This is a genomic window from Mesorhizobium sp. M1423, from assembly GCF_040317575.1.
Taxonomy (GTDB): domain Bacteria; phylum Pseudomonadota; class Alphaproteobacteria; order Rhizobiales; family Rhizobiaceae; genus Mesorhizobium.
In genome coordinates, this window is record NZ_JAMYKU010000007.1 from 23,606 (window position 1) to 49,639 (window position 26,034).

At 62.0% G+C, this 26,034-nt stretch carries 18 protein-coding genes and 1 pseudogene; 7 read left to right on the forward strand and 12 right to left on the reverse strand.

Annotated features, from left to right (window positions below):
* Positions 1–157: 157 nt before the first annotated feature.
* Complete coding sequence (locus NKG95_RS11010; protein ID WP_352918991.1) at positions 158–1,489, reverse strand: PQQ-dependent sugar dehydrogenase; 1,332 nt, start codon at positions 1,487–1,489, stop codon at positions 158–160.
* A 402-nt stretch (positions 1,490–1,891) separates the two neighbouring features.
* On the opposite strand from NKG95_RS11010, the gene NKG95_RS11015 reads away from it, so the two are divergent.
* The gene (locus tag NKG95_RS11015) at positions 1,892–2,851 is read left to right on the forward strand and encodes a DMT family transporter (RefSeq protein ID WP_353040705.1); all 960 of its coding nucleotides are present in this window, start codon (positions 1,892–1,894) and stop codon (positions 2,849–2,851) included.
* A 117-nt stretch (positions 2,852–2,968) separates the two neighbouring features.
* Here NKG95_RS11015 and NKG95_RS11020 read toward each other — a convergent pair whose 3' ends face one another.
* The 7 genes from NKG95_RS11020 to NKG95_RS11050 form a co-directional block, all read right to left on the reverse strand.
* Positions 2,969–3,592, reverse strand: coding sequence for an ABC transporter ATP-binding protein (locus tag NKG95_RS11020; protein WP_352715402.1), 624 nt, complete (start codon positions 3,590–3,592; stop codon positions 2,969–2,971).
* Positions 3,593–3,693: 101 nt separating this feature from the next.
* The gene (locus tag NKG95_RS11025) at positions 3,694–4,842 is read right to left on the reverse strand and encodes an ABC transporter permease (RefSeq protein WP_352858854.1); all 1,149 of its coding nucleotides are present in this window, start codon (positions 4,840–4,842) and stop codon (positions 3,694–3,696) included.
* On the reverse strand, positions 4,839–5,975 hold the full coding sequence (locus NKG95_RS11030) for an efflux RND transporter periplasmic adaptor subunit (RefSeq protein WP_352642738.1): 1,137 nt from the start codon (positions 5,973–5,975) through the stop codon (positions 4,839–4,841). Before NKG95_RS11030 ends, NKG95_RS11025 begins: the two co-directional genes overlap by 4 nt.
* A gap of 56 nt (positions 5,976–6,031) precedes the next feature.
* Entirely contained in the window at positions 6,032–15,199 is a 9,168-nt protein-coding gene (locus tag NKG95_RS11035; protein WP_353040633.1) for an SDR family NAD(P)-dependent oxidoreductase, read from the reverse strand.
* 272 nt (positions 15,200–15,471) lie between these two features.
* Positions 15,472–16,209 carry a 4'-phosphopantetheinyl transferase family protein gene (locus NKG95_RS11040; protein WP_352642734.1) on the reverse strand — a complete coding sequence of 246 codons (738 nt, stop codon included), beginning with the start codon at positions 16,207–16,209 and terminating at the stop codon, positions 15,472–15,474.
* Positions 16,210–16,466: 257 nt separating this feature from the next.
* Positions 16,467–16,700, reverse strand: coding sequence for a hypothetical protein (locus NKG95_RS11045; protein WP_353040634.1), 234 nt, complete (start codon positions 16,698–16,700; stop codon positions 16,467–16,469).
* Positions 16,697–16,954, reverse strand: coding sequence for an ROK family protein (locus tag NKG95_RS11050; RefSeq protein ID WP_502913941.1), 258 nt, complete (start codon positions 16,952–16,954; stop codon positions 16,697–16,699). Before NKG95_RS11050 ends, NKG95_RS11045 begins: the two co-directional genes overlap by 4 nt.
* Between NKG95_RS11050 and NKG95_RS11055 the strand changes: the two genes are divergently transcribed.
* The gene (locus NKG95_RS11055; protein ID WP_353040635.1) at positions 16,914–18,368 is read left to right on the forward strand and encodes an MFS transporter; all 1,455 of its coding nucleotides are present in this window, start codon (positions 16,914–16,916) and stop codon (positions 18,366–18,368) included. The two genes, NKG95_RS11050 and NKG95_RS11055, sit on opposite strands and share 41 nt — an antisense overlap.
* A gap of 473 nt (positions 18,369–18,841) precedes the next feature.
* A complete protein-coding gene (locus NKG95_RS11060) occupies positions 18,842–19,054 on the forward strand; it encodes a hypothetical protein (RefSeq protein WP_352715389.1) in 213 nt (70 codons plus the stop codon).
* Positions 19,055–19,268: 214 nt separating this feature from the next.
* Here the strand turns inward: NKG95_RS11060 and NKG95_RS11065 are convergent, their stop codons facing one another.
* Positions 19,269–20,147, reverse strand: coding sequence for an NAD(P)-dependent oxidoreductase (locus NKG95_RS11065; protein WP_352642728.1), 879 nt, complete (start codon positions 20,145–20,147; stop codon positions 19,269–19,271).
* Between the two features lie 139 nt (positions 20,148–20,286).
* Between NKG95_RS11065 and NKG95_RS11070 the strand changes: the two genes are divergently transcribed.
* Entirely contained in the window at positions 20,287–21,207 is a 921-nt protein-coding gene (locus NKG95_RS11070) for a LysR substrate-binding domain-containing protein (RefSeq protein WP_352858846.1), read from the forward strand.
* A gap of 294 nt (positions 21,208–21,501) precedes the next feature.
* On the opposite strand, the gene NKG95_RS11075 is transcribed toward NKG95_RS11070, so the two are convergent.
* From NKG95_RS11075 to NKG95_RS11085, 3 genes and pseudogenes are all read right to left on the reverse strand, one after another.
* On the reverse strand, positions 21,502–21,735 hold the full coding sequence (locus tag NKG95_RS11075; protein WP_353040634.1) for a hypothetical protein: 234 nt from the start codon (positions 21,733–21,735) through the stop codon (positions 21,502–21,504).
* Positions 21,732–22,523: an ROK family protein gene (locus tag NKG95_RS11080; RefSeq protein ID WP_353040707.1), complete on the reverse strand. Its 792-nt coding sequence runs from the start codon at positions 22,521–22,523 to the stop codon at positions 21,732–21,734. Before NKG95_RS11080 ends, NKG95_RS11075 begins: the two co-directional genes overlap by 4 nt.
* A gap of 3 nt (positions 22,524–22,526) precedes the next feature.
* Positions 22,527–22,742 (reverse strand): annotated as a pseudogene (locus NKG95_RS11085) (ArsR family transcriptional regulator); the annotation flags it as partial.
* Between the two features lie 101 nt (positions 22,743–22,843).
* Between NKG95_RS11085 and NKG95_RS11090 the strand changes: the two are divergent.
* Genes NKG95_RS11090 through NKG95_RS11100 form a run of 3 tightly spaced genes read left to right on the forward strand, consistent with a single transcriptional unit; the run spans position 22,844 to position 26,030 of the window.
* Positions 22,844–24,109 (forward strand): ABC transporter substrate-binding protein, encoded by a 1,266-nt coding sequence (locus NKG95_RS11090; protein WP_352965034.1) that lies wholly within the window; start codon positions 22,844–22,846, stop codon positions 24,107–24,109.
* 57 nt (positions 24,110–24,166) lie between these two features.
* A complete protein-coding gene (locus NKG95_RS11095) occupies positions 24,167–25,105 on the forward strand; it encodes a carbohydrate ABC transporter permease (RefSeq protein ID WP_352515695.1) in 939 nt (312 codons plus the stop codon).
* Positions 25,098–26,030 carry a carbohydrate ABC transporter permease gene (locus NKG95_RS11100; RefSeq protein ID WP_353004800.1) on the forward strand — a complete coding sequence of 311 codons (933 nt, stop codon included), beginning with the start codon at positions 25,098–25,100 and terminating at the stop codon, positions 26,028–26,030. The genes NKG95_RS11095 and NKG95_RS11100 overlap by 8 nt, the downstream gene beginning before the upstream one ends.
* The last annotated feature ends 4 nt before the right edge of the window (positions 26,031–26,034 follow it).

A 26,034-nucleotide genomic window follows, 5' to 3' on the forward strand; every position in this document is an offset into this window, starting at 1 on the left:
GCCAAAAGTGTTACCCATGTGTCCGGTACAAAATGTCACCTATGTCTCGGGTCGCTCAGCCTGCCATATGCATCGAGATCGTAGCCGAATGCAGCCATATCGGGCGTGGCGCTGTAGCCGAAGGCTGGTGAGGTCGGAATCAGAAAGGCACCTGCGCTCAACGGCCATTCGCCCGGCGGACCCGCCAGATGACGTTACCGACGTCGTCGGCGACGAGCAGTGCGCCAGTCTGATCGATAGCAACGCCGACCGGACGGCCCATCGCCTCGCCATTACGCCCGATGAAGCCAGTGAGCACATCTTTCGGAGGACCGCTCGGTTTGCCGCCATGGAACGGCACGAAGATCACCTTGTAGCCGCTGTGCACGCTTCTATTCCACGAGCCGTGCTGGCCGACGAAGGCGCCGTTGCCGTAGGTCGGACCGAGCCGGGCGCCTTTGGAGAAGGTCAGTCCCAGCGAGGCGGTATGAGAGCCCAGGGCGTAATCGGGCTTGACCGCCGTCGCCACGAGATCGGGGCGCTGCGGCTTAGCGCGTTCGTCGACGTTCTGTCCGTAGTAGCTGTAGGGCCAGCCGTAGAAAGCGCCGTCACGAACCGAGGTCATGTAATCCGGCACGAGATCGTCGCCGATCTCGTCACGCTCGTTCACGGCGACCCAAAGCTCGCCAGTTTCAGGATTCCAGGAGAGCCCGTTCGGGTTGCGCAGGCCCGAGGCGAAGACCCGCGTGCGGCGGGTCGACCGATCCACTTCAAGGACAGTGGCGCGGTTCTTCTCCGCGGCTATGCCGTTTTCTCCAACGTTGCTGTTGGAACCAACGGTGACATAGAGCTTGCGTCCATCCGGACTTGCGATCACGTCCTTGGTCCAATGATGGTTGAGGTCCCCGGCCGGCAAGTCGATGATCTTTTCCGGCGACGTGCTGACTCGGGTCTGGCCATTGGAGTAGGGGAAAGCGACGAGCGCATCGGTGTTCGCGACAAAGAGCTTGCCTTTGGACAGCGTCATGCCGAAGGGCGAATTGAGGCCTTCCGCGAACGTCGTGCCCACATCCGCAATGCCGTCGCCATCGGTGTCGCGCAGCAGCGTGATGCGATTGGCGCTTTTGGTCGCGGCGCCAGCCCGCTTCATAGCCAGGTCCATGAAGACCTTTCTAAGACTGAAGCCTTCGTCATGCTTGGCAGGGGCATTGGTTTCAGCAACCAGAACGTCGCCGTTCGGAAGCACATGCAGCCAGCGCGGATGGTCGAGGCCGGTGGCGAAGGCGTTCACTGTCAGCCCCTTCGCCGGGGTCGGCATACCTCCTTTCTGCCAGCCTTTCGCCTCGGCGATGTTAACAGTCGGGATCAGCGTCGGTCTTGGTTTCGGTAAAGTGGGGTTGGGGCCATAGCCGGTTATTGCCCCGGTTTTTTGCGCCGGGATGCCGGCGCAGCTTGCCATGACGGCGCCCAACACCGCTACGAGTACGCTCCCTCGGAAGCCGGCATGCATCGGACGTCCTCCGCATGGATATGTGTCGCGCTCTTTGTGCAAACGGAAGTCAGTGGCTTATTCTTCCAATTGCTTCGAAAAAAACAGCGGCGCTCGTGATCCGAGGGCCAGGAATTCGCGACAGATCTGCTCTCGGCAGAAATATGGCGCGAGAAGATTGTGGCAACCGCGCGAATATCTGTCGCGCAATATGAATCTCAGATTCGTATCGCGCGACATCGATACGGCTTGCGCTTTTCGGTATCGAGTTGCTCATGGGCCAACATGCGTTCGAATGGAACGAGACCGTGAACGGCGGGACCCACAATGACCCACCGATTGCACCAGCCGGTGAAACAGCTGTTGTTGCTGCTTAGCAAGACGCTGCAAATCTGCTAAAGTCTGCGATGGGAGGAGACGGATATCCAATCACTGCCGATAGCACAGCCAAATGTAGCTAAGGCGACACCCGGCGCATCACTTCCGCTCGCCTATTCCCTCGCGACGCTCTGCTGGCTCCTGTCCGCCGGCGTCTATATTGCCGCCAAGTGGGTTGCCCCCGAGATGCCGCCTTGGGCGCTCTGCTTCTGGCGGCTGACGCTCGCCTGCGCGATCCTGCTGCCTATCGTCCATCGTCATCACGGGGCGATGCTCGTGCTGATCCAATCCCGGGTGATCGAGGTGCTGGTCATCGGCGCCATCGGGCTGACCTTGTGTCAGGGCATGATCTACACGGGCCTCAACTACACCAACGCGACAACCGCCGGCATCATCATGGCGCTGTCGCCGATCATGACCATGGTGCTTGCCCGCTTCGTGCTTGGCGAGCCCCTCGGTGTCTGGAAAGCGCTTGGAGCGCTGGTCGCTCTGGCTGGGATGGTGGTGATCGTGGCGCGCGGCGACCTTGCCGCGCTGATGCAGCTACGGTTCAATCCCGGCGAGTTGTGGATCGTCGGCAGCGCGCTTTGCTGGGGCCTCTACACCGTGCTGCTGCGTCGCGCGAAATTCGGCATTGAGCTTCTGCCGATGGTGGTCCTGCTGCTGGGAGCCGGCGCGCTGGCCGCACTGCCTCTCTATCTCTGGGAACTGTTTTCCGGGGATCGTTCGGCGCTGCATGCGAACGGCCTTCTGGCCCTCGCCTATGTTGCCGGCCCGGGCGGCGCTCTGATGTACTATCTCTACAACCGCAGCGTCGAGACGCTTGGCGCCGGGCGCGCCAGCATGCTGCTCTATCTGCAGACCGCCTTCGTCGCCGTGCTCGCTTATCTGTTCCTTGGCGAAAGCTTGCACGACTACGATCTCGCCGGCGCCGCCTTCATCGTCGCCGGCCTGCTGCTCGCCACCGCGATCAAGCCGAGGCAGCGCACGGTGCGTATCGCTTAGGCAAACATCAGTTCCGCCGCTTCGGCGAGCAGTTCGTAGAATCAAAGCACCACCCGAAGCGAAGCCGGATCATTGAAGCCGGCTCTGTACCGCGCCTTGGCCCACGCCGCCCGTTGATTAATGCCGTTCAGCCATCAAGCCAAAGGGAGACGGCGCTCGTTCCCGCCCATCCTCGAGCTCGAGCATCGAATCGAAATAAGTTTTCCAGCGCGTATCGTGAGTCACAACGCAGATCGCGACATTGCGGCTGTCCGCCAGATGCCTGAAAACCTTCATCACCATCTCCGCCCGTGTACCATCCAGTGCGGCGGTAGGTTCATCGGCCAGAATAACGGTGGGATCGTTTGCCAAGGCCCTGGCGATTGAAACGCGCTGCTGCTCGCCGCCGGAAAGTTGGGAAGGATAATTGGAGCCGCGATGTTCAATGCCCAATGCGGCGAGAAGCCGGCTGGCTCGCGCCTGCGCCTGCTGGCGACCGACATCGTTGACCTGCATGGCGATGGCAATGTTTTCGGCGGCCGTGAGAAAGGGGATCAAGTTCGCTTTCTGGAACACAAACCCAAGATGGCTCCGCCTGAAGGCTCGTAGCTCGTTGAGCTTCGCACCGGGACGCGAAATCACCTTGCCGTCGAACAGGACCTCTCCCGTGGTCGGTGTCTCCAGCAGACCGGCGATCATCAGCAGCGTCGTCTTGCCGGAGCCGCTGGGCCCGACGATGCCGGTAACGCTGCCGGGGCTCAAGGTCAGCGAACCTGCCGCCAGCGCGGTGACCGGCGAGCCCCCGCTCTGGTAGACCTTGCTGGCGTTCCGAACCTCCAGCGTGGCGAGGCGGCGCTTCGACATCAGGCCAACACTTCCTGGGCACGGACCGCGAGCGCGCGACGAATCGCAAACCAGCTGGCCGCAAGGCTGAGTGCCATCAGCACGAACGACAACACGCCAAGATCGGATTCGGTGATCAGCACAGTTCTTGGAAACCTCGGATAGATCGTAAACGAGATGGCTATGGCCAGAACGAGGCTGCAAAAGCCGATCAACCCCGCCTGCTGCGCAATCATGCCGATGATCACCCGGTCACGCGCGCCGATCAGCTTCAGAAGTGCTATCTGCGCGACCTTCTCGATCGTCATCGTATAGATGGTCAGTGCTATGACGGCGCAGCAGATCAGCAGCGTCATCGTCGTGAAAGCCAGGATCTGGACGCGGAGCTTGCCGAGGCGGCCGTCCAGTAGAAGCGTTTCCTGGTCCTGCTGCGTGAGGACCTCGACGTCGCCCCAGCGTTTGATCGAGTCACGCACGACCTCCTTGTCCGCGCCCGGGAGAGTTTCGACGATGACGGCAGCGACACTTCCGGTCTCGTCGCCGAGACCCATGCGCGTCTTGCCCTTGGCCGCACGGTTGAGGAGGATCGCCTCGCTGGGCAGCAGTTGGTTGATGACCTGCGCGTCCGGGATGGTGACGAACAACAATCCGTCGCCACCCATGTCGACCTGCCCGGTCGACACGCCGACAATCGTATAGCTATCTCGTCCAAGCCGGATCTCGTCACCCACAACCAGGCCGAGAGTCTTGTCGGCGATGGCCTCATAGCGATTTGATTGGAAGTACCGGCCGGCGATCAACGGTATCCAGCTGCCACTGTCGCTTGGATAGTCCACACCAGTGACCGACATGCGCAGCGGAAGCCCGTCAATTTCGAACTGCTGGTTGTATTGGATGAACCGCCGCGTTGCCGCCACACCGGCCACACCGGCCACGCGGCGATCGAGATTGGCCGGAACGGCGGAAGATTCGGCGAACGGTCCGGACTTTCCCCCTTCGACGACCCAGAGGTCGGCACCAATGCCGTCGATCACGATCAAGGCTTCGTAGACGATGCCGCGATACATGCCCAGCATGCCGATCGTCGCCGCCATCAGCAGGCCGACGCCGAAAACGGTCAGGATGAACCTCAGCAGGTTATGCCTGATATCTTTGACCGCGAGATTCACCTGCCCAATGCCTGGAGGTTAACCGCCTGGTACTGGAAGCGGCCTGTCGGACTGAGCACGACATCACCTACCTTTAGGCCGCGCGTGATCTCAATATCGGTGCCGCTGGAGTAGCCCAGTGAAACAGGAGCCCAATAGGCCCGCCCGTCATGTGCAATCCATAGACCCACCCGTCCCTGGTTTCTCGCCAGGAACCGCTGTGGCACCGCAATGCCTGGTGACGGCGATTCCGCTTGGATGGTGACGCTTGCACGCTGACCCACAGCCCAGTTCGCCGGCACCTCACGCAATTTAAGATCGACCGTAAACTCGCGGGTCTCTTGATCGACCTGCCGGCCGATCCGCGCAATGGAAGCAGCGTAGGGTCGTTGCGGATCCGATGAGAAGGTGACTTTGGCTACTTGCCCCGGCCGAAGCGACCCCATTGCGGATTCGTCGAAGCGTGCCATGACCAGCAATGACGTCGGGTCGACAATCTGCATCAGTTCGACGCCCGGAGAAAGCAGGTCCCCCACCGTGCGGCTGCGGGAAACCACCACCCCGTTGACAGGCGAGCGTATGGAGGTTTCGCCGAAACGGCTTCGTATCTGCTCGACCTCGGCGGAGGCGGCCGCGACCTGGGCCTTTGCGCGCTCGATGCTAGCGGTCGCTCGCGCCAATGCGGCCTCGGCTTGCTTCTGGGTACCTTCGAAGAGGTCGAACTCGGCCTGAGAAATCGATTTGCTGGCGAGCAGGCTCTTCCTGCGATCCAGATCTGCCTTTGCAGTACGGGCGGCGATAGCCAGCCGGTCACGCTCCAATTCGGCCTCGCGCACGCTCTCCGCCGCAGCCCGGTCGTTGGCGACCGCGGCGGCAAGCTGATACTCGATTTCAGTCGCGTTTAGCGTGGCGAGGATATCGCCGGTCTTCACCTCGTCATTCCGGTCGACGCGAACGTCGGCCAGGAATGCCTGGATCCGTGCCGTCACGATGACCTGGTTGGTTGCACCAAGGAGGCCGGGTCCGGCGATTTCACGCGCGATCAGCCTTCGCTGGGCGACATAGGACTCCACCTGAGCAGGCCAGATATACCAACCAGAAAAGAGCCCGACTGCCGCCAGAACGGCAAACAAAATTAAGATGAAGCGAATCACGTATCTTTACCTGCACCGGCTTCCACCGGCCCCGCTGATCCTGGATCGACGCATCGCTATATCGCCGCCTGCTCGGCGGCGTCGACCGCCGGTTGCCCGGCCAACAGCCGTTCGATGACTTCCCTTAGGATATCTTCTGCTTCCGCATGGTCATAGCCTAATTGGTCGAATATCAAGGTCAGACCGAGACCGTTCGCGGTCGGAAAGGTACGCAGATCCATCTCGCTGGTACGTGGTTTTTCTCGTCGCATGTCAGGCAGGGGCGTCACTTTGAACATGCCGAGATCAAGCTCGCCACTGGCATGGGCCCTTTGAAGCGGGGCCGACTGCGTGGCGCGTGTCCATCTGTCGACTGTTTGGGTGCCGGCGACGAAGAGGGAGGTATAGGACCCCTTGGCCACGACATCGTCATGCACGTCTCCGAAGTAGTTCGAATCCATGAAGGGCGCGAAATGGATAGCCTCTTCGATCCCTTCTCCGAGCGAACCGGCTAACGCTTCGATCGTCTCGAACCGCGACAGCCGCACGCGCACGGGCACGTCCGAGGCGACGAAATTGACATAGTTCTCCAGCCGCCGGTCGTGGCGCAAGGCTGCTGGAACCTGCATCACCATGTCGTCCACGCCGCCGCGCGCCCCGATGGTCTGCGCAAAGGCCGCGATGATCATGGCCGTTTCCGTCGTGCCGGCTGCCCTGGCACGCTTGCGCAGCGCATCCTGCTGGTCGCTGGCTATCGAGAGCGTCACGTCCTCGCTGAGGCTGCAATCGATCAGATTGACATTCGTCCGCCAGCCTTTCGCCTTGCGCCCGAGATTGGGAACCTGCGGCAAGGGCTCGACGAATACCTTGCGCAGGAATGCGTCGCGCCGCTCGAACGAACCGGGTTTTCCGACATGGTCGAAATCCCGGATGAACCGGTCGATACTCATTTCCACCGGATCAAGAGGCAGCCCGAGATAAGCCTTGACTGTCTCCTCGACGATGAGGCCGAGGGAATAGCCGTCAACGACGAGATGATGTGCCTTGGCGACGATAAGGTCGCTCTCGGAGCCGAACCGGATGATCGTGACACGGAACATCGGCGCCTCGATATCTATGCCTTCCTGCGCGAGTTCGGTTGCGCGCTCCATCGCTTCGGCCTCGTCGGCGACTTGCTCGACCCTGAAGAAATCGGTCGGCGTCCTTTCCAGATACGCGCCGTATCTAGCCCCCTTGCGGAAGAACCGGGTACGCATCACCTCGTGGCGCGCCATGACCGTTTCGATCGCTCGTCTGAGACGATCGGCGTCCATCTGCGGCCGGATCTTGAACTCCTTGCTTACAATGAATGCGGCACGCGCATGCGAAGTCGCGTCTGGATGTTCCTGGAAACGCAGTAACCCCAGTTGTGTGCTGGTCACAGCAATCTCTCTTTCGACGTTGGGCACGCCGTCGAGCGGCGAGCGCTCGACGTCCTGGCTTCCACTCGGCTGACCAGACCACTCGCGCAGCCTCCAGCCCGTTGCGGTGGGCAGCAGGCGGCCTGACGTTTCGAACTCGGAGGAAAGCTCGTCCAGAAACTGATCGAGTAGCAACCGCGCTGTTGCTTCTTCGACGACGTCGAGATCCACGCTCAGCCGGCAGACAACACCGGCGTCGCTTGCCGCTGCGGACAATTGAATCTCGTGCGCGGATGCGGGGATCGCATCGAGAGGATGGTCCAAGGCGGCGAGCGCCGTAACTTGGCTGCCGTCGAGAAAAGCGAAGCCGAATTGGCGCAGCGAAACATGGCGGATGCGCAGATCCTCTTCGAGCGCCAGTTCCAGGGACGACGTATCCATTGACCGATGCGCGTGGCCGTTTGCGTCGGCACGCTCGACCTTCCTCAGCAGATCGTAACCGAGTTCATTCATGGCTCGCAGGACAATCGGATAGGACCCATCCAAGGGGCCTATCAATCCGCTTGGTGCTCCCTCCCCGCGCTCGCTATACCAGCGGTCGACGACGATTGATTGGAGCGAGAGGCGGTTTGCCAAGGCCTTGGCATAGGCGGTCAGAAAGCGCGCGGACGGCAACTCCGATCTCGACGCGAATGCTGCTGCGGGAAGCGTAATTTCCAGCAACCCGACACGGCCCCTGTTCGTTCCCATACCGGCGGGAGACGAGGCACGACTGCGGCCGGGGATCGGTGTGATCGCAGGCGCGTGGTGAAGGATCTCCTTCCAGTAGGCGAAATCGCGACGATACTCGCTCGATCCGGGCACTGGATGAACTGCGCGCGCATAGTCGGCAAAACTAGGCGCTGCTTCGACCGCTTCCGCTTCGTCTTGCACAAGCTGCGCGAGCAAAAGGTGAACCGACAACATGTCGGCAGCCGCGCGATGAGCCCGGATTTGCAGGTCGTGACCGCCATCCTGCCGCTGCCACGCGCCGATCCGCCATAGCGGACCAGGCAGTGCCACATCGCCCAAACGACCGCCCGGCGAAAGCACTTCAACAACAGGTTGAGCCTCGAAGCCGATCTCTACGGCGCCGGACGCCGATATCGCACCCGTCATCCGGAGCGCATCGTGTCTCTCGACCAGTCGCGCCAATCTTGTCGCAAGCGCAGCCAGCGACACGCCGGGCTCAATACTCGTCTCGACCAGGATCTGATTGTCGGCCTTTGCGACGGCCGACGACATCGGCCGTCCATCCAGCATCATCGCATCGACCTGGCGGCCCAGAGGCCGGAAGGCTTCCTGCGCTGTAACGCCATCGGAACTCGATTGTGCGGCCAGGACCTGCAAGGCGGACGCCTTCAGCTTCGCCTCGAAAGCGGAAGCGACGAGGCGCGACAGTCCCGCGATCGTCGGCGCTTGCAGGAACTTGGCGACAGGGATGTCGACTTCGACCTGAGCCTCGACGCGGTTTTTCAGCTCGAATGATGAGAGGGAGTCGAGACCTAGCTCACTGAGCTTGCGGTCATCCGCCAAGGCGCTTGCCTCGACCTTGAGGACTTTCGCCACTTCGCGCCGGATCATGTCGGCGAGCAGGTCGTCCCACGCCTCGCGTGGCGCGGCTGCAAGCTCGGCCTGAATGCGAGAGCGCCCTCCGGTTCTGTCTCCAAGCAGCGGCGAAATCCTCGGATTCGTCGCTGCGCCGGGGTTCGTGCGCGCGATCGCAGCCCAGTCGATATTGGCAAAGCCGAGATTCTCCGATCTGGCGCGCACGAGATAGGACAGGGCCGCCGCCGCTTCAGAATCCTGAACCGGCTTGATGCCGACACTATCGAGATAGTTGGTCATTGCTTCCGACCTGGCAACGAATCCACTGCCGGCGATCATGCCCCAAGCGGTCGACGAGCCGGCCAGGTTGCGACCCCTGCGGTACGTAGCGATTGCGTTCAAAACAGAGTTGGCCGCTGTGTAGTTGGCCTGCCCAGACGAACCGATAACCTGCGCGATCGAAGAGAAATTCACGAAGAAATCCAGTGGGATATCGTGTTCGACTACGGCGACATGCAAGTTCCACCCGCCGGCTATCTTCGGCCTCAGCACGCGGTCGATCTTGCCTGCATCGAGCTGCGAGACGAAAGCGTCCTCGATCACCGCGGCGCCATGCACGATGCCGCGCAGAGGAGCGTCACCCCCAGCATATTCGCCGATCAGCCTGGCAACGGCGGTAGCATCGGTCACGTCCAGCGCCGCGCGAACGATGCGCGTGCCGCGTTGCTCCATGATCTCGATAGCCACAGCCGCTTCGGCATCTGGAACACCGCTTCGATTGGCAAGGATGATAGTCCCCGCGCCTTTCTGACTGAGCCAATCGGCGATCGCAACGCCAAAGCCTTTGAGCCCACCCGTGACGAGGTAGGAGGCCCGAGCGGAGACGGCGAACTGTGCGCCGAGGTCAAGTTCGATGTCCACGGAAGGTTCGTCGAAAGTGACGATCACCTTGCCGATGTGCAGCGCTCGCGAAAGCATGCGCATGGCTTCCGCCGTGCGCGATGCCGGGAAGCGAGTCGCCTCCAGCGGCTTGTAGACGCCGGCGGCAACCTTTGCCTCGACCTCCGCCAGCAATTGCCTGAAGAGGCTCTCCCTCTCCACGGGGAGCGTCGAGAGGTCGATGACCGAATAGGCGTTGTTGCGATAAAGCGAGCGAAGCCCGATCGGCTTGTCGTCGGCGAGATCGCGCTTGCCGATTTCGACCATCCGGCCGAAGGGCGCCAGGCACTCCAGGCTCTTGTCGATGCCGTTGCCAGACAGCGCGTTCAGCACCACGTCCACGCCGCGGCCACGCGTCAGGGACCGCACCTCGTCGGCGAAATCGAGAGCGCGCGAATTCATGACCTCGTCCACGCCCCATTTCTTCAGGAAGGCGCGTTTTGTGTCGCTACCTGCAGTGCCGAAGACTCGAGCCCCCACATCATGCGCGACCTGGATGGCGGCGAGGCCGACACCACCCGAAGCCAGATGGATCAGCGCGATTTCGTCCTGTGCCAATCGGCCGATATGTTTGAGTGCGTAGTGAGCGGTAAGGAACGCTGTCGGGAGGGTCGCGGCCTCGATCAGATCGATGCCGTCGGGTACGCGCATGGCGAGATCCGCCCGGAGCTTGGCGAAGCGCCTGAGGTAGCCCTTGCCCATACCCATGATGCGATCGCCGGGCTTGAGGTTGGTCACCCGTTCGCCGACCCTGCGGACGGTGCCGGCGAACTCCAGCCCGAGATTGCGCCAATATGCCTCGTCACTCTCCAACTCGTCCGGCAAGATGCTGGTGGCCGCCATAATGTCGCGGAAGTTCAGTCCGACCGCGGCGACCTCGACCATGACCTCGTCCGAAGCCAATTCGGGATCAGCGATTTCGCGCAGTACGATGTTGTCGATGGTACCAGGCCCCGTCATGGTGACGGCGAAGTTGGAAGAATCCCGCGCCGTCTCCAGCGTCCGCCGCAACGGCGCCACTTCGTGCAAAGCCAGCTGCTCCAACCGCGGGACGTAGCGTTCGGCGCCGCGCAGGACGAATTCCGTCTCTGCGGTTTCCTCCAGCACGGCACCTGAAATGCTCACCCCCGAGTGCAGCGATGTGGGATCCGCATCGATAAGACGGATGCCCAAACCTTTGAACTCGTTTGCCATTGTGCGAGCAATGCCGATTAAGGCGCTCTCACTCAGGCCTGAAAGGCTCATCGGCTGGTCACCTTGCACAAGCCGGCTGCCGGACGTGACGACAACCAGTTCGGGCCGCGGTTCGGACGAACTGTGCAGCCGGTCGATGACTTTTCCAAGCGTGATTAATTGGTGGACGATAGGCGTGATCCTGGCGAGAAGCTCGTCCCCGCCTGCTTTGTCGTCGAGTTTTTCGGGGGCGGCGGCGCTGAACAGGATGCCGCCTTTCCCACCCGATTTGGTCATGAATGCCCGGATCGTGGCGAGCGCTTCATCCGCATCGAGGTTCAGGAACGGCGCCAGGTTTGCGACCTCGACCGTCGCTCCACGGCTAACCAACTCAGCCAATGTCGTTTCGAGGCGCTGCGTTCCATCACCCACCACCAACCAGTGGGCGCAACGCAATGAGGGCGCTGCGGGTTTGGCTTCCTGCTTCTCGAAATGCTCCTCAAAAACACTGGAGCCCGAGCCGGCACCCTGCTTGGCCCTGCTGCCCCTGACCTTGCCCAGCGCCTTTGTCTGAAGGTTGTCGAGAACGATGAGCGGCTGCCCTTCCGGCGAGAATACGCTGAACCGCATTGAGTACGGGTCGAGACCCGGCTGGATGTCGACGATCACCTCGGGCGTCATCGGAGCGCCCAGCAGGATCTTGCGCGCGCCGGTTGGCAGGCGCAACTGATACTGGGCCTTGTCTTCATTAGCCGGCGGCAGCGATTCACCTGGAACCCACACGCCGTCTCGATGCGAAGCCAGGCCGATGCCGGCCTGGAGCACCGCGTCGAGCAATCCGGGGAAGGCGAAATACTGCTTCGACAAGTTGGGGTCCTTGCTCGACAGCCTGGCAACTAGGCGGTCGCCGACAATGTCGAGTGCGTTCACCGACTGGAAATAGGGACCGTATTCAAGCCCGTGCCGTTCGGCGAGACGGTAGAATTCCGTCTTTTCGACAAGGTTCGGGCGATCCAGCAGGAGGTCGGCGGGAGCTGGTGCAAGTTCATATTTGTGGCTGAAGCCATAAGCTTCGGCACGAGTCCTCCAGCCGTCGTCCGAACCCCGATGGAGCGTGGAGATGCGCAGCCTGCTACCGACCGGATCGAACGTCGTCGTAAACAATATGACGTCGTCCTCTGCGATGGAAAGCGCTTCGTACAGTTTGAAATCACGCAGTTCCACGGAGTCAGATCCGAAATGGTCGCGCAGCGCGGCCCCCATGATTTCGATGTAACCGACGGCCGGGAACAGGCAATCGCCGCTGACGCGATGGTCAGCCAGGAATTTGAAGCCTCTAAGCGTGATTTCGTTCGTCCAGGACGGCCCCGCGGTGAAGTCGCGCCATCCAAGCAGTGCGTGCCGGGGTGCCTCGAACAGGAAGCTCTTGGTTTCCTCGGATGTATTCAGCAGGCGCTGGTTGTTCCAGGGTAACTTGGGAACGGCCACGTGGCCACTCGACGATTTCGGCCGGTCGAATTCGACGCCGGCAACATGCAGGCTGCCCTCGGCCCGCGCCAGCGTCCAGAAATCGTCAGTTTTGCGATCGAGCGAGTTCACCGCGGCGGCGTCTGCGCCGCGCTCCTGCGAGATGCCTCGGATGAGCGGCGTTAGCGTGCGGTGCGGACCGATTTCCAGGAAAGTATTGATGCCGAAATCGAGGGTGAAATCCAATGCCTTGGTAAAGCTGACGGGTTGGCGCAAATTGGCCCACCAGTAGTCGGCGTCGAATTTCGTCTCGAATATGCCGGTGACGGTCGAGATGATCGGCAGACGGCCTTCTTTCCAGCCGACCGGACCCAGTTCGCCGAGGAACCATTCCTTGCAGTCTTCCAGATGCGCGCTGTGCCATCCGAAATCCATGGTCATCCGGCGGGCCGTCGCATCGGGATAGGCTTCCGCGACCTTGGCCAGTACGCCAAGCACCGCGTCCTCCATGCCGGAAATCGTTTGCGCGATCGGGCCGTTGTAGGCGGCAATGACGACGCTTTCGTCACCGGGGAGCAAAGGTTCGAGTTGCTGAACCGTCAGCCCTATCGTGGCCATTGCACCGCGCCGCTCGCTCTTCAGCGGTATGAGGCCGCGTTTGGCGATGATGCGAGCCGCCGTCTCGATATCGATGATACCTGAAACGTAAGTGGCCGCGACCTCGCCGAAGCTGTGGCCGATCAGAAGCTCAGGCCGTACGCCGGCCTTTATCCAGCGTTCGTAGAGGGATATCTGCGTAGTGAAGATGGATGCCTGGGTGACGTCGGCATCGTTGATGCGGGTCTTTTTCTCGTCCCGCAGCATCTCCTCGACGGTCGACCAGCCGACCATCGGACGCAGCACTTCGTCGAACATCTCGGCGGTTCGGCGAAACGCACGGTCTTCCTTCAACAGGCGGCGCGCCATGGCCCACCACTGGCCGCCCTGGCCCGAGAAGGCGATGGCGAGCCGACGGTTGGATGCCCTGCCGGTGATGATGGTTGGCCCTTCCGCGCTTTGCTCGATGGCTCCCTTAGCCAATGCGCGCAGTTGGGTCTGGAGCGTGGCGCGCTCCGGCTCGACGATGAGCGCAGCCCGTTGGGCGAAGTTATCGCGCGCGCTGCTCAAATGGGCGGTGATGTCTTCGACCGGCGTCTCCGCAAGGGAGCCTCCCTGCTCCAGCGCATCGGCTAGACGGCCGGCCCACAGTTCCAGTCCCGCCGTGCTGCCGGCCGAGATCGGGACGGCTATCGGATGGCCGGCTATCACCGGCCTTGGCGCACGGTTGGCGTTGGCGGACAACCCCCGCCATCCTTCCACGGCGATGGAGGCATTGGTACCGCCAAAGCCGAAGGAGTTGACGACGGCCAGGATCGGCCGGCCGTAGTGGTCGATCGGCGTCGGCTTCGTTGCCACAGCGATGTTGAGCGCGTCGAACGGAATGCTCGGATTCGGGCGCTCGAAATTCCGGTTCGGCAGCACGATGCCCTTTCCCGCCGTCAGCACCGTCTTGATGAAACCCGCAATGCCGGACGCCGATTCGAGGTGGCCGAGATTGGGCTTGAACGATCCGACATAGGCCGGTTTTGGGCGTGAATTCACACCGAATACGCGGCCGATAGCAGCCGCCTCGATTGGATCGCCGACCGGCGTGCCGGTTCCATGGGCCTCGACATAGTCGACATCGGCCGGATCGATGGAGGCGCCTTCCACCAGCGCCTCCAGCATCGCTTGCTGTGCTTCCCCGCTCGGAGACGTCAGGGTCGGCGTATACCCGTCCTGATTGACCATCGAATGACGGATCACGCCATAGATCCGGTCGCCGTCGGCAATTGCCCGGTCGAGAAGCTTCAGCAACACGAACCCGCAGCCTTCGCCGCGCACGAACCCGTCCGCCCTTTCGTCGAAGGTGTAGATACCGCCGGTCGGCGAGAGCATGTTGGCGCTGGAGAATGCGATGAACGGCCCTGGATCGAGCATGCAGTTGACGCCGCCGGCGAGCGCCGTTTCACAGGTGCCGGTGCTCAGGTGGCGCACTGCCTGGTCGATGGCAACGAGCGCCGACGAGCACGCCGTGTCGACGGCGATACTCGGCCCCTTCAGATCGAAACGGTGGGATATTCGGTTGGCCGCGATCGAGAACGCCGAACCGGTGCCGGCAAAGATGTCGCCGCCGCCAACACGTCCGCGGCGCAGGTTCTGCGCGAAATCGTTGGTCGAGATGCCGATGAACACGCCGGTGCGTCCACGGCGCAGATCGGCCAATGTGAGATCGGAATCCTGCACGGCCTCGAAGGCCACTTGCAACGCCAGGCGCTGCTGCGGGTCCATCGTTGTCACCTCGCGGGGCGACATGTCGAAGAAACTCGGGTCGAAGCCGAAAACGTCGCTGGCAAGAAAACCACCCCAGCGCGTCCGCATCTTTCCCCGGGCATCGGGCTCCGGATCATAGAAAGCATCGACATTCCAGCGATCTGCCGGGATATCGACGATGCCGCAGTTCTTCTCCAGGAGAAAGTTCCAATACGAGTCCGCGTCCTGGATCCCTCCGGGGAACCGACAGCCAATCCCGATAACTGCGATTGGCTGTGTTGACTCAATGACCTGCTGAGGGGCATCGCCCCCACGATGAATGTTCATGCCCAGACCCCCGCCTAGTATACACCGTGGATTGCCCAACCCCCGGCGCATTTAAGTCACGGCGTATTTAAGTGCATGTCCCAACGGAAGGTCCAAGAGCAAAATTCACCAGCCTAGCATTTTTGTCGCAAAATGTGTCATTTAAGCCGATCTGACTACTTTTTAGGCTAATTTGACTAGTTATTAAGCCGATCTGATTGCTTTTGAAGAGGACCCGTCCGCTCGATCCTCGTCGCCAACAACAGGGGTCACCGAGATCCGGTTCCGGAGCGTCAAGGCAATCCCAAGTCGAAATCGAAGCGGCGTGCGACGGCCTGAGGACCGCGTGCACTCCAGGCGACAGCGGCCACGTGGTGCCCGCTTGGGCGGAACTCAATGAGCCTGAGGGGTTCAACCAATTCCAGCGGCGGCGAGAGGATATAGGCTTCGCCGCTCCCGTCCATCCCTATCTCGAGTCCCTCTCCGGAGAGGCCGACGCCGACAGCCTTGAGCGCGGCTTCGCGACAAGTCCAAAGCCGGCAGAACATGAGGCGGCGGGCCTCTGGCGCCAGCGACTCAAGTTGTGCGATCTCGCCAGGCGCGAACAGAGAACGGGCAATGGACATCTCCCCGCTCCTCGAGGCGACGCGTTCGACATCCACGCCGACTTGCCCGGCGGCAGCCACGGCCACAAGGGCAAGCTCCCCCGAATGCGAAAGATTGAAGGAGAGGCGCCCGTCAGCAAGGAACGGCTTTCCCTGCGGGGTCTGCCGCAGATCGAGCTCTCCCGGCGCCCGACCGGTGTAAATGGACAGCACCCCGCGTAAGCCGGCATGAGCTGCCAGATGGCGCCGCTGATCCTGCTCGAAAACAAACCGGCCGCCCCTGGTCAATTCAGCTGGATTGAGCACGGCCAGGTCCGACTGCGAAAGGGGAGCATCGAGGGCGACCCGCCACACATGGACGTCGATCCCGAGAGCCGGCACCACCCGCCCACCACCGTGCGGCAAGACAACTCCGCTCTGCTTCATCTTGCAGTTTTCTCGGCCGGACGAGGGGTGGGGCTTGGCCTGCTGCAGCAATATGGCATTGACAACCGCTCCCAAGCTTGCCCGTTAACACCATAAACGCACGCGACCCTTATAACACCTCTCGGCACGCTCATCATCAGCCACGCTCTAACGCGCCAGAGTGAACCAGTCCAACGGCCGGAGGGACTTGGCCGTGTTGCGGGTGCGCACCGATGTGAAACAACGAGTCTCAAAGCACCGATCGATGCGAAGCCGGATCATCGCAGTCGGCTGTTGTGGCGCAGCACGAGGCCGACCGCGCCGAGCAATGCATCGTTCTCCGTGTGCTTGCCAACGATTATCCGCGTGCGCAGCGCGGGCGCCACATCGCGGGACTTGATGAGCGTGTGGCGTTCATATGACGCGATCAGTGGCGCCAGGAGAATGTCGCCCGCCAAGGCCATGCGGCCGCCGATGATAATGAGCGGCGGATTGAGCACCGAACCGATCAAGCCGAGCCCACGGGCCGGCGAACTCGGCGGTGTCCCTCGATCATCCGCAGCGCCCTTACGTCGCCCTGCTCGGCCATCATGATCACGTCGTCCATCGTGACCGGCCGCCGCACGATGCGCGAAATCTGCTCGAGCGGCCGGGCAAAGCTGGCATAGAGCTCCAGGCATCCGCGATTGCCGCACCGGCAAAGGTCACCGCCGGGATCGATGCTGATGTGCCCGAATTCGCCGGCGCCGCCGGATATCCCATCCAAGAATTTTTCCGCCGCACCCGATCCACGACGCTGGATTGCATTGGCGGTACTTTGCGTAGCCTTCTTTATGGTTTGCCTTGACGGACAGATCGTCCTCCTCGCCTTACCCTCGATCGAGGCACAACTCGGTTTCACCCCATCCGCGGTGCAGTGGGTGATGAGCGCCTACATGCTGGCTCTGGGCGGGCTTCTTCTTCTCGGGGGTCGAGTATCGGATCTGTTGGGTCGGCGGCGCCTGTTCATGGCGAGCACAGCTGCTTTCCTTGTCGCCTCGCTGGCGTGCGGGCTTTCCGGCAATCCAGGATTTCTCATCGGTGCCCGGGTTGTTCAAGGAATTGCCGCTGCCGTATTGACCCCCAGCGCCCTATCGATCCTCATGACAACCTTCGAGGGAAATGAACGGAATCGAGCCCTGGGGCTATGGTCCGCGATGGGAGCCGGCGGGGCCACCGCCGCGCTGCTGGTGGGTGGACCGCTTGCCGATTGGCTCGGTTGGCGCTGGGTGTTCTTCATTAATGTCCCCATCTGCGCCATGATCCTGGGGCTCAGCCCGTTCACGCTGCGCGAGAGCCGTGCTATCGGCAGCCGCGGTGGCTTCGATCTCGGCGGCGCCGTGACGATTACCGCGGCGCTCGTGGCATTCGTACTGGCGATCACCGAGGTTCCCAGCGTTGGCTGGGCCCATCCGCAAACCCTGGGCCTGTTGGGTGCAACGCTCGGACTGCTCGGCGCATTCGTGCTGATCGAAAGGCGGGTGAATAACCCGCTTGTTCCCCTTGCCATCTTTCGGTCTCGCTCATTTGTCGGCGGGAACCTGACCATGCTCTTCGCCGGGGCGCTCGTATTCGGCATGGCACTTTTGGTGTCGCTTTATGCCCAGAAGGTCCTGGGTTACTCGCCGCTTGTCGTTGGCCTTGGCACGATGATCTATGCAATCCTGTCGATCGTCTCCTCAACACTGACGGGTAAATGGATCGGTCGGGCCGGGGCGCGTGCGATTGCCGTGATCGCCATGCTCTTGATGGGCGCTGGGTGCGCACTCTTCACCTTCATTGTTCCCGAAGGCACCTACCTCGCGCATCTGCTTCCGGGCTTGATCGCCTTCGGGCCTGGTATCGGAATGGCTGCCGTTGCCGGTTCCGTTGCAGCTCTCTCGAAGGTCAAGGAAGCCGACGCAGGCCTCGCGTCCGGGATAAACAGCGCGATGTTCCAGATTGGCGCTGCTCTGGGGGTAGCTATCACCGCCACCGTCGCTGTCTCGGGGACGTCGGATACCCCCGCAGCACTGACCGCAGGGTATGCGGCGGGCTTTTGGGCCTGTGTGATCATCGCCGCCACCGGTGCAACGCTTGCGCTGCTCCTTCTTTCGCGGGACAGAACGCCGGCCCCTGCGCCGGTGCACGTCGGGGTATGAGGAATTGGGGAGCCGCCGTCGCGGCTCCCCTACCAGATGCGCAAACGCGAGGCGGCACAGCCTGCGACGGGCCATATGGGTTGCATCATACAAGTCAATATGTAGGCTGTGCCGATGCTTAGACGCGTCTACGAAACCAGAACTGCTCAGCAGCGCGCGCCCCGGCCCGATCGAGTTCCGCGACGCCTTGGGCCGACAGCGAATCGAGTTGTAGTTGCCCCGCGTCGACGACGATACGCTGGCTGACGTCGCCGACGTGGTTGCCCAGCCTGGCTCAGCGCGGCCAGAGTTGTGCATTAGATATTTGAGGTCCACATGCCGCTGCTTGGCGGCAACGCATCGAGGAGAGCAAGATGGTTATTCGTCAATGGCGCGCTCGCGCCGCGGCGTCCAATCCGCACGGTTATCCCAACCACTTCAGAACCAGTGTCCTTCCGGCATTGCTCCAGACGGCCGGATTTCTCGGAGCGCAGTTGAGCGTGCGCAAAGTTGATGCCGAAATCGAATTTCAGGTGCAGACCCGGTGGCAATCGATGGAGGCCATCGGCAGATTTGCCGGGTCAGATGTCGAAAAGGCGGTCGTCGAACCGGGCGCTGTCGCCGAGCTGCTCTCCTTCGATCCGCGTGTATGCCACTACGACGTCATTGAGGACGCAGGGAAGTCGTCCGGATCAAGCGGAGCCTGACCGAGTGTTCCAGCCATCATCCCGTGCAAAACTCGAATTCCAGCCGACCGCCGGGAGTGTATCCCGCATCGCCGCGCGAGGAGAGGATGACGAACCGCTTGCCGGCGGGCAGCGAACCCCGAAGCTGGGTTCATTTTGGACGCTGGTGCACCGCCTCCCCGGGAGGCCGAGAATGTCGGCAGCGGCGAGGGATATGGCGCCATCCACGACGGCTTCACCCGCCTTTCCCGCTCTTTCGCCGGATCAGCTCGAAAACACCTGAAATATCCTCATCTCCGAATCCGCCTCCCACCCGTTTGCGGAACAGGTCCAGCATGGGGTCGAGCAGATCGGTGGCGACGCCCTGCTCCCGGGTAGCTGTGAGGATGTTGTCCAGTGAGGCGGCCTGCATCCCGAGGTTCGACACCACATTCACGCCATGCCTGCCGCTGTCGATCTTCTCCGCATATCCCGGCAGCTCGCCCATCATCGCGGTCATCCATGGGCCAAGGAGCTTGAGGAAAGCGCCCGCGCCAATGCCTTCGGAATCTACGAGCGCGGTAGCGTGGAAGAAGCCGGCGAAAAGGCCATACATGCCGCTAAGAAGGGCCAAGTCGTGCAGCGACGCCAGCCCGGCATCCCCGCCGAGATAGTTCGCGGCGCCAAGCGCCTCGAGCGTTCGGGCGTGCGCATCGAAGGCCGCTTTGGAGCCGCTGTAGAGGATAAGCGCATGTTCGCCGCCGATCATCGGAGGCGTCGCCATGATGCCGCCGTCGAGATAGGCGGCGCCCAGCTTGGCAATCCGCTCGGCCGTGGCGCGCGCCTGTGCCGGCGTGCCGTTGGTCAGATTGACCAGCGAACGCCCGGAGAGCGCCGATGCCGCATCATCGATCACCGAATCCGACGCGGCATAGTCCAGCACGCACATCACGGTGACGTCACTTGCGGCGGTCGCGTCGGCGGCGGACTTCACCTCGCGCGCGCCTTTGGCAAGCAGTGATGCGGCCTTGCCGGGCGTGCGGTTCCAGACCGTGACCGTGTGGCCCTGCGAAAGAAATCGGGCGGTCAGCGCCTGCCCCATAGCCCCGAGGCCGAGGATCGAGATATTGGCCATGTACGTGCGTCCTTCTACGTTCCGAATTGCAGCCCCGCCCCACGGCGGCGGCTACAAAGAGATGCAATATTGGACGCAGAAGCAGTAGTGGGTTATCTGTAGACCTATCGTCCACATTTAGGAACGATGAGAGCTCCGGATGCTGAATCTCAACGACCTCCTCGTTTTCGTTCAAGTAGTTGATCATGGCGGCTTCGCTGCGGCGGGGCGTGCCCTGGGCATCCCCAAGTCCACTCTCAGCAAGCGGCTCTCCGAGCTGGAAAAGGCGATTGGCGTGCGTCTGGTCCAGCGGACCTCGCGCAGCTTCACCGTGACCGAGATCGGCCGAGATTTTCATCGTCATGCCGCCGCCATGCTGATCGAAGCGGAGGCGGCCGAGCATGTGATCAAGGGTCGCCTTGCGGAACCGAGCGGAACGGTGCGGATCACGGCATCGCTGCCGATCGCCCAGTTCCGTCTAGCGCCGATCCTCCCGCGTCTCGCAGCGAGCTATCCGAAGGTCCGCATCATGCTCGACGTCTCCGACAGGTTCGTGGACATCGTGCAGGAAGGTTTCGACATCGCCATCCGCAACCACTTCGCCCCGTTGCCGGATACCGAACTCGTGCAACGTCGCATCGATTACGACCCCGCCTGGCTCGTCGCCTCGCTCGACTATATTCGGAAGAACGGCATGCCTTCTCGACCCGAGGAAGCGAACGGGCTCGATGGGATTATGGCATCGTCGTCGGAGAGGGTCTGGACGCTTCACGATGGGCAAGGCGTCGTTGCGGAGGTCACGCCATCTCCGCGCTATATCGCCAACGAAACCGTCTCCTTGCGGGAAGCCGCGAGGGCCGGGCTCGGCGTGGCTTGCCTGGCGGGCAGCTTCTGTGCGCCGCTGATCGAGTCCGGCGCGCTTGTCCGCATCTTACCGGACTGGACAGCGCGTGGCGTGGCGACGACTCTGCTGATGCCGCATCGTCGCGGGCAGCTCCCCTCCGTTAGGGTCGTTGCCGACCATCTGATCGCTGAACTCTCGCAACGGCCACAAGGTGCAGACCCAATCAATGCAGACTGATAGTCCTTGGGCGGGTACGTTGGAATCCTGGGCCGATCGCTGGGGCGTCGTGGGCGCCGAAGTGTGATGTCCGCTTACGTGCGACCAGACCCCAAATGTCGCAAAATGAGGGCCGAGCCGTCATCGCCTCAAAGGATTCGAACTCAATCAGTCGCCGCCCCTGCTAGGCTGGCGTGCTCTGGCCGGCGCGTGCGCCGTAGGCGGCGGCAAATGGCGGTGTTTGGTGCACCCGAAGGGATTCGAACCCATGACCTCTGCCTTCGTACGGCAAGGTTTACCTGGAACGTAGCCATATCATCGCAGTCGGCTGTTGTGGCGCAGCACGAGGCCGACCGCGCCGAGCAATGCATCGTTCTCCGTGTGCTTGCCAACGATTATCCGCGTGCGCAGCGCGGGCGCCACATCGCGGGACTTGATGAGCGTGTGGCGTTCATATGACGCGATCAGTGGCGCCAGGAGAATGTCGCCCGCCAAGGCCATGCGGCCGCCGATGATAATGAGCGGCGGATTGAGCACCGAACCGATCAAGCCGAGCCCACGGGCCGGCGAACTCGGCGGTGTCCCTCGATCATCCGCAGCGCCCTTACGTCGCCCTGCTCGGCCATCATGATCACGTCGTCCATCGTGACCGGCCGCCGCACGATGCGCGAAATCTGCTCGAGCGGCCGGGCAAAGCTGGCATAGAGCTCCAGGCATCCGCGATTGCCGCACCGGCAAAGGTCACCGCTGGGATCGATGCTGATATGCCCGAATTCGCCGGCGCCGCCGGCGATGCCGCTCACCAGCCGGCCATGCTGGACAATGGCCCCGCCGACGCCCAGATCGACCTTGAAGAGCACGAAGTCGTCTTGGCCGACGGCCGCACCCCACATCAACTCCGCAATGGCCGAGCAGTTGCTCTCATTGTCGGCGAAGATCGGCTGTTCGAGGGTCGGCCCAAACACATCGCGGATGTTGACCCCGGCCCAGGTCGGAACGATACTCGCGCGCAGCACCACTCCTTCGCGGCTGACTGGGCCCGAGACGGAGACCCCAACCCCCAGGAGCCCCGCCATCGGCAGACCGTTCTCTTCATAGCATCGGGCAATTACTGACTTGGCGAGCTGCGCCGCCTGCTGCGGCTGGTAGTCCAGGCCCATGGGGATAGTTTGTTCGACAATGAAAGAATGCGAGACGTCGGCGACGACGCATCGCATTTCGTCGAGGCCCAGATGGATGCCGACGCAGGTGCCCGCAGCGGGATTGAGCGTCAATGCCGTGGCAGGCCTGCCGATACCCCTGGCCGCGTCATGATGGGCCGAGGATTCGATCACCATCCCCGATTTTCTCAAGCCATTGAGCGCGGTTGAAACCGTCGACCGCGCCAAACCGGTAATGCGGGTAATTTGCGACGCAGAAAGGACGCCGCGCTCACGCAGGCATCGGACGATCAGGCTCTCCGGCGACGCGGACGGCCTGTCGATCAGCCAATTTCTAAGCGAAGGTTTGTTCATGATGAGCACAAAGGACGTTGACTGATAGCCCAAATATGTCATCTTGGAAAGAACGGAGATTACTGCATCTCACCGGCCACGACCTCAAATCGCGGGCCACAAGCGGTCGATACGAACCGTGCATCACATATGGGAGTGAAACGATGAAATATCTGAGGACGGCCTTTGCGGCCGCTACCGCCTTCACCTTGCTTACCGGAGCAGCACTCGCGGAGCCCAAGACCAACCTCTTGCACCAATGGGCGACCGGATCGGACGCCCAGGCTATCGCCAAGCTCGGCGAGATGTTTACCGCCAAGGGTGGCACCTGGCAGCAGACCTCCATCGCCGGCCATACAGCCAACACATTGGCCAAACTGCGTGCCGATGTGATCGCCGGCAACGCACCTCCCGCTGTACAGCTCAAAGGCCCCGAGATCGCCGAATGGAACGAGACGGGCATGACAGCTAATCTCGACGACCTGGCGAAGGCGGAAAATTGGGAGAAGGTCGTCGCTCCCGAATTGCTGCCGGTGATGAAGCCGACGGGGAATTGGGTGGCGGCGCCGATGAACATCCACCGCATCAACTGGCTGTGGGCATCGCCAAAGGTCATGAAGGATGCGGGCGTCACCGAGATGCCGAAGACATGGGCGGAATTCAACGCCGCCTGCGACAAGATCGTGGCCAGCGGCAAGATCTGCATTTCGCACTCGACCGCCGACTGGACCGACTCGACCGTTTTCGAAGTTGTCGTGTACGGTCAGGACCTCGATCTGTACAAGAAGGCTTTCGTCGAGGGCGACGTCGAGGCGATGCGCAGCGACGGCATGGTCAAGGCCTTCGAGCAGTTCCGCACCATGACCTCGAAGTACATGGATCCCGGCATGAACGGACGCGACTGGGATACCATGTCGCATCTGGTCGGCCGCGGCGAGGCCGCCTTCCACATCATGGGCGACTGGACGATCGGCCTGCTGACGGCTGGCGGCTTCAAGGAGGGCGCCGACTATGTCTGTGCCCAGGCGCCGACCGATTGGGGCAAGCCCGGCTTCATCCTGAATTCAGACTCGGTCGTGTTCTTCAAGCAGAAGGACCCGGACTACATCGAGGGACAGAAGCTGCTTGCCAGCATCATCCTGTCGCCCGAGTTCCAGACCATTTTCAATCAGACCAAAGGCTCCATCCCGGCCCGCCTCGACGTCGATCTTTCGAACGGCTTCAATCCCTGCCAGCAACTCTCGCAAAAGGATCTGCAAGCCTCGATCGCCGCCGGCACGCTCGTCCGTTCGATGGCGCACAACATGACGGTTCCGCAAAAAGTCCGCGGCGCAATGATGGATACCATCACCGAGTTTGTGGCGACGCCGGATATGAGTGCGCAGGACGCGGCCAATGCCATGGCGGATGCGGCAGAAGCGCAGAAGTGAAGCTGCCGATGATGGCCGGGGGCGAAGCGCCCGGCCAGACCTCGCCGGAGCAGCCCGATGTCCACCCATGACCTGATTGTGCCAGGAGCAGCCGCCACGACCCGGCCGTGGCGCGAGCGCCTCGGCACGATGGTGCCCATTCTGGTGCTGGCGCCGTCGATAGCGGCGAGCTTCGTCTATGTTTTCGTCTTCACGCTCTGGACGCTCTACATCTCGCTGTCCAATTCGTCGCTGTTGCCGACCTATGGGTTCGTCGGCCTCGACAATTACGCTTCGCTCTGGGCAAACCGGCGCTGGAACATCGCCTATACGAATCTCTTCCTGTTCAGCGGCTTCTATATCGTTGGCTCGATGGCGGTTGGCCTGCTGCTCGCGATCGCGATCGACCAGCGCGTCCGCGGCGAGGCGGTTTGGCGCACTATCTTCCTCTATCCGTTGGCGGTGTCCTTCATCGTCACCGGTACGGTGTGGAGCTGGCTCTATAACCCTGTCGACGGTATCCAGGCCTTCGTTCGCGGGCTTGGCTGGACCGACTTCAGCTTCGCCCTGACGGCCAACCGCAACACGGCGATCTATGCGGTGATCATAACCGGTATCTGGCAGTCGTCCGGCTTCGCGATGGCACTTTTCCTGGCCGGTCTGCGGTCGGTCGATCCGGATCTCGTCAAAGCCGCGCAAATCGACGGCGCGTCGGTTTTCCGGACCTATCGCAGGGTCATCCTGCCCACCATCGCCCCGATATTCCTGGCGGTGGCGGTCATTCAGATACAATTCGCCATCAAGACCTTCGACCTGGTGGCGGCGTTGACGCGGGGTGGGCCAGGCGTGTCCACCACCTTCCCCGCCATCTATGTCTACGACCTGATGTTCCAGCGCGGGCAAATCGGCGAGGGTGCCGCCGCGGCGATGATGATGCTCGCGGCAGTCGCGGTGGTGCTGGTGCCGTACTCGTTGTGGATCGTCTGGCGCCGGCGGGCGGAGGGCCGCAATGGTTGAAATTGCCCCCAATGCCAGCTTTGACCCGGCCCGCCCCAATCCGACCGGCTTTGATCCGGAAGCTGCCGCAGCCACGCGCCGGCATTTCTGGAGCCGCTTCCTTGTCTATGCCGTGCTGGCGCTTTTCGCGATGGTCTATCTCGTGCCGTTGCTGGTGGTGATCTTCAACTCATTGCGCGAGCAGTCGGAGATTGCCCGCAACGGCCTCATCTCCGTACCTCGCAGCTTCCGGTTCGATGCGTGGGCGCAGGCCTGGGGATCCTACTGTGTCAGCGGTACCTGCGAGGGCATGAAGCGCAATTTCTTCAACTCGCTGGCGATGACGATCCCCGCCACAATCATCTCGACCATTCTCGGCGCCATGAACGGCTACATCCTCTCCAAATGGCGCTTCAGGGGTTCCGAACTGACCTTCAATCTGATGCTGCTCGGCGTATTCATGCCCGGCCAGATTTCGCTGATGCCGTGGGCGTTCCTGCTCGGCAAGCTCGGCCTGACCAATTCCACATATGGGCTGGTGTTGATCCACGTCGTCCAGGGCATCTCGTTCACCACCCTGTTCTGCCGCAATTTCTACGTCAGCATACCGGACGACCTTATCAAGGCGGCGCGCATTGACGGCGCCGGCTTCTGGCGAATCTTCCGCAAGATCATCCTGCCCCTGTCGCCGCCCATTCTGATTGTCACCGTCATCTGGCAGTTCACCGGCATCTGGAACGAGTATCTGTTCGGCGTCGTCTTCACGTCGGGCCAGCAGCAGCCGATTACGGCGGCGTTGGTCGCGCTCACGGCCGGCGGCACGACCGCACGTGCTTACGATGTGATGAGCGCAGCCGTGCTGATCGGCGCGTTGCCACCGCTGCTGATCTATCTGTTCGGTGGCAAATACTTCGTGCGCGGCCTCACGCAGGGCGCCATCAAATGAGGCG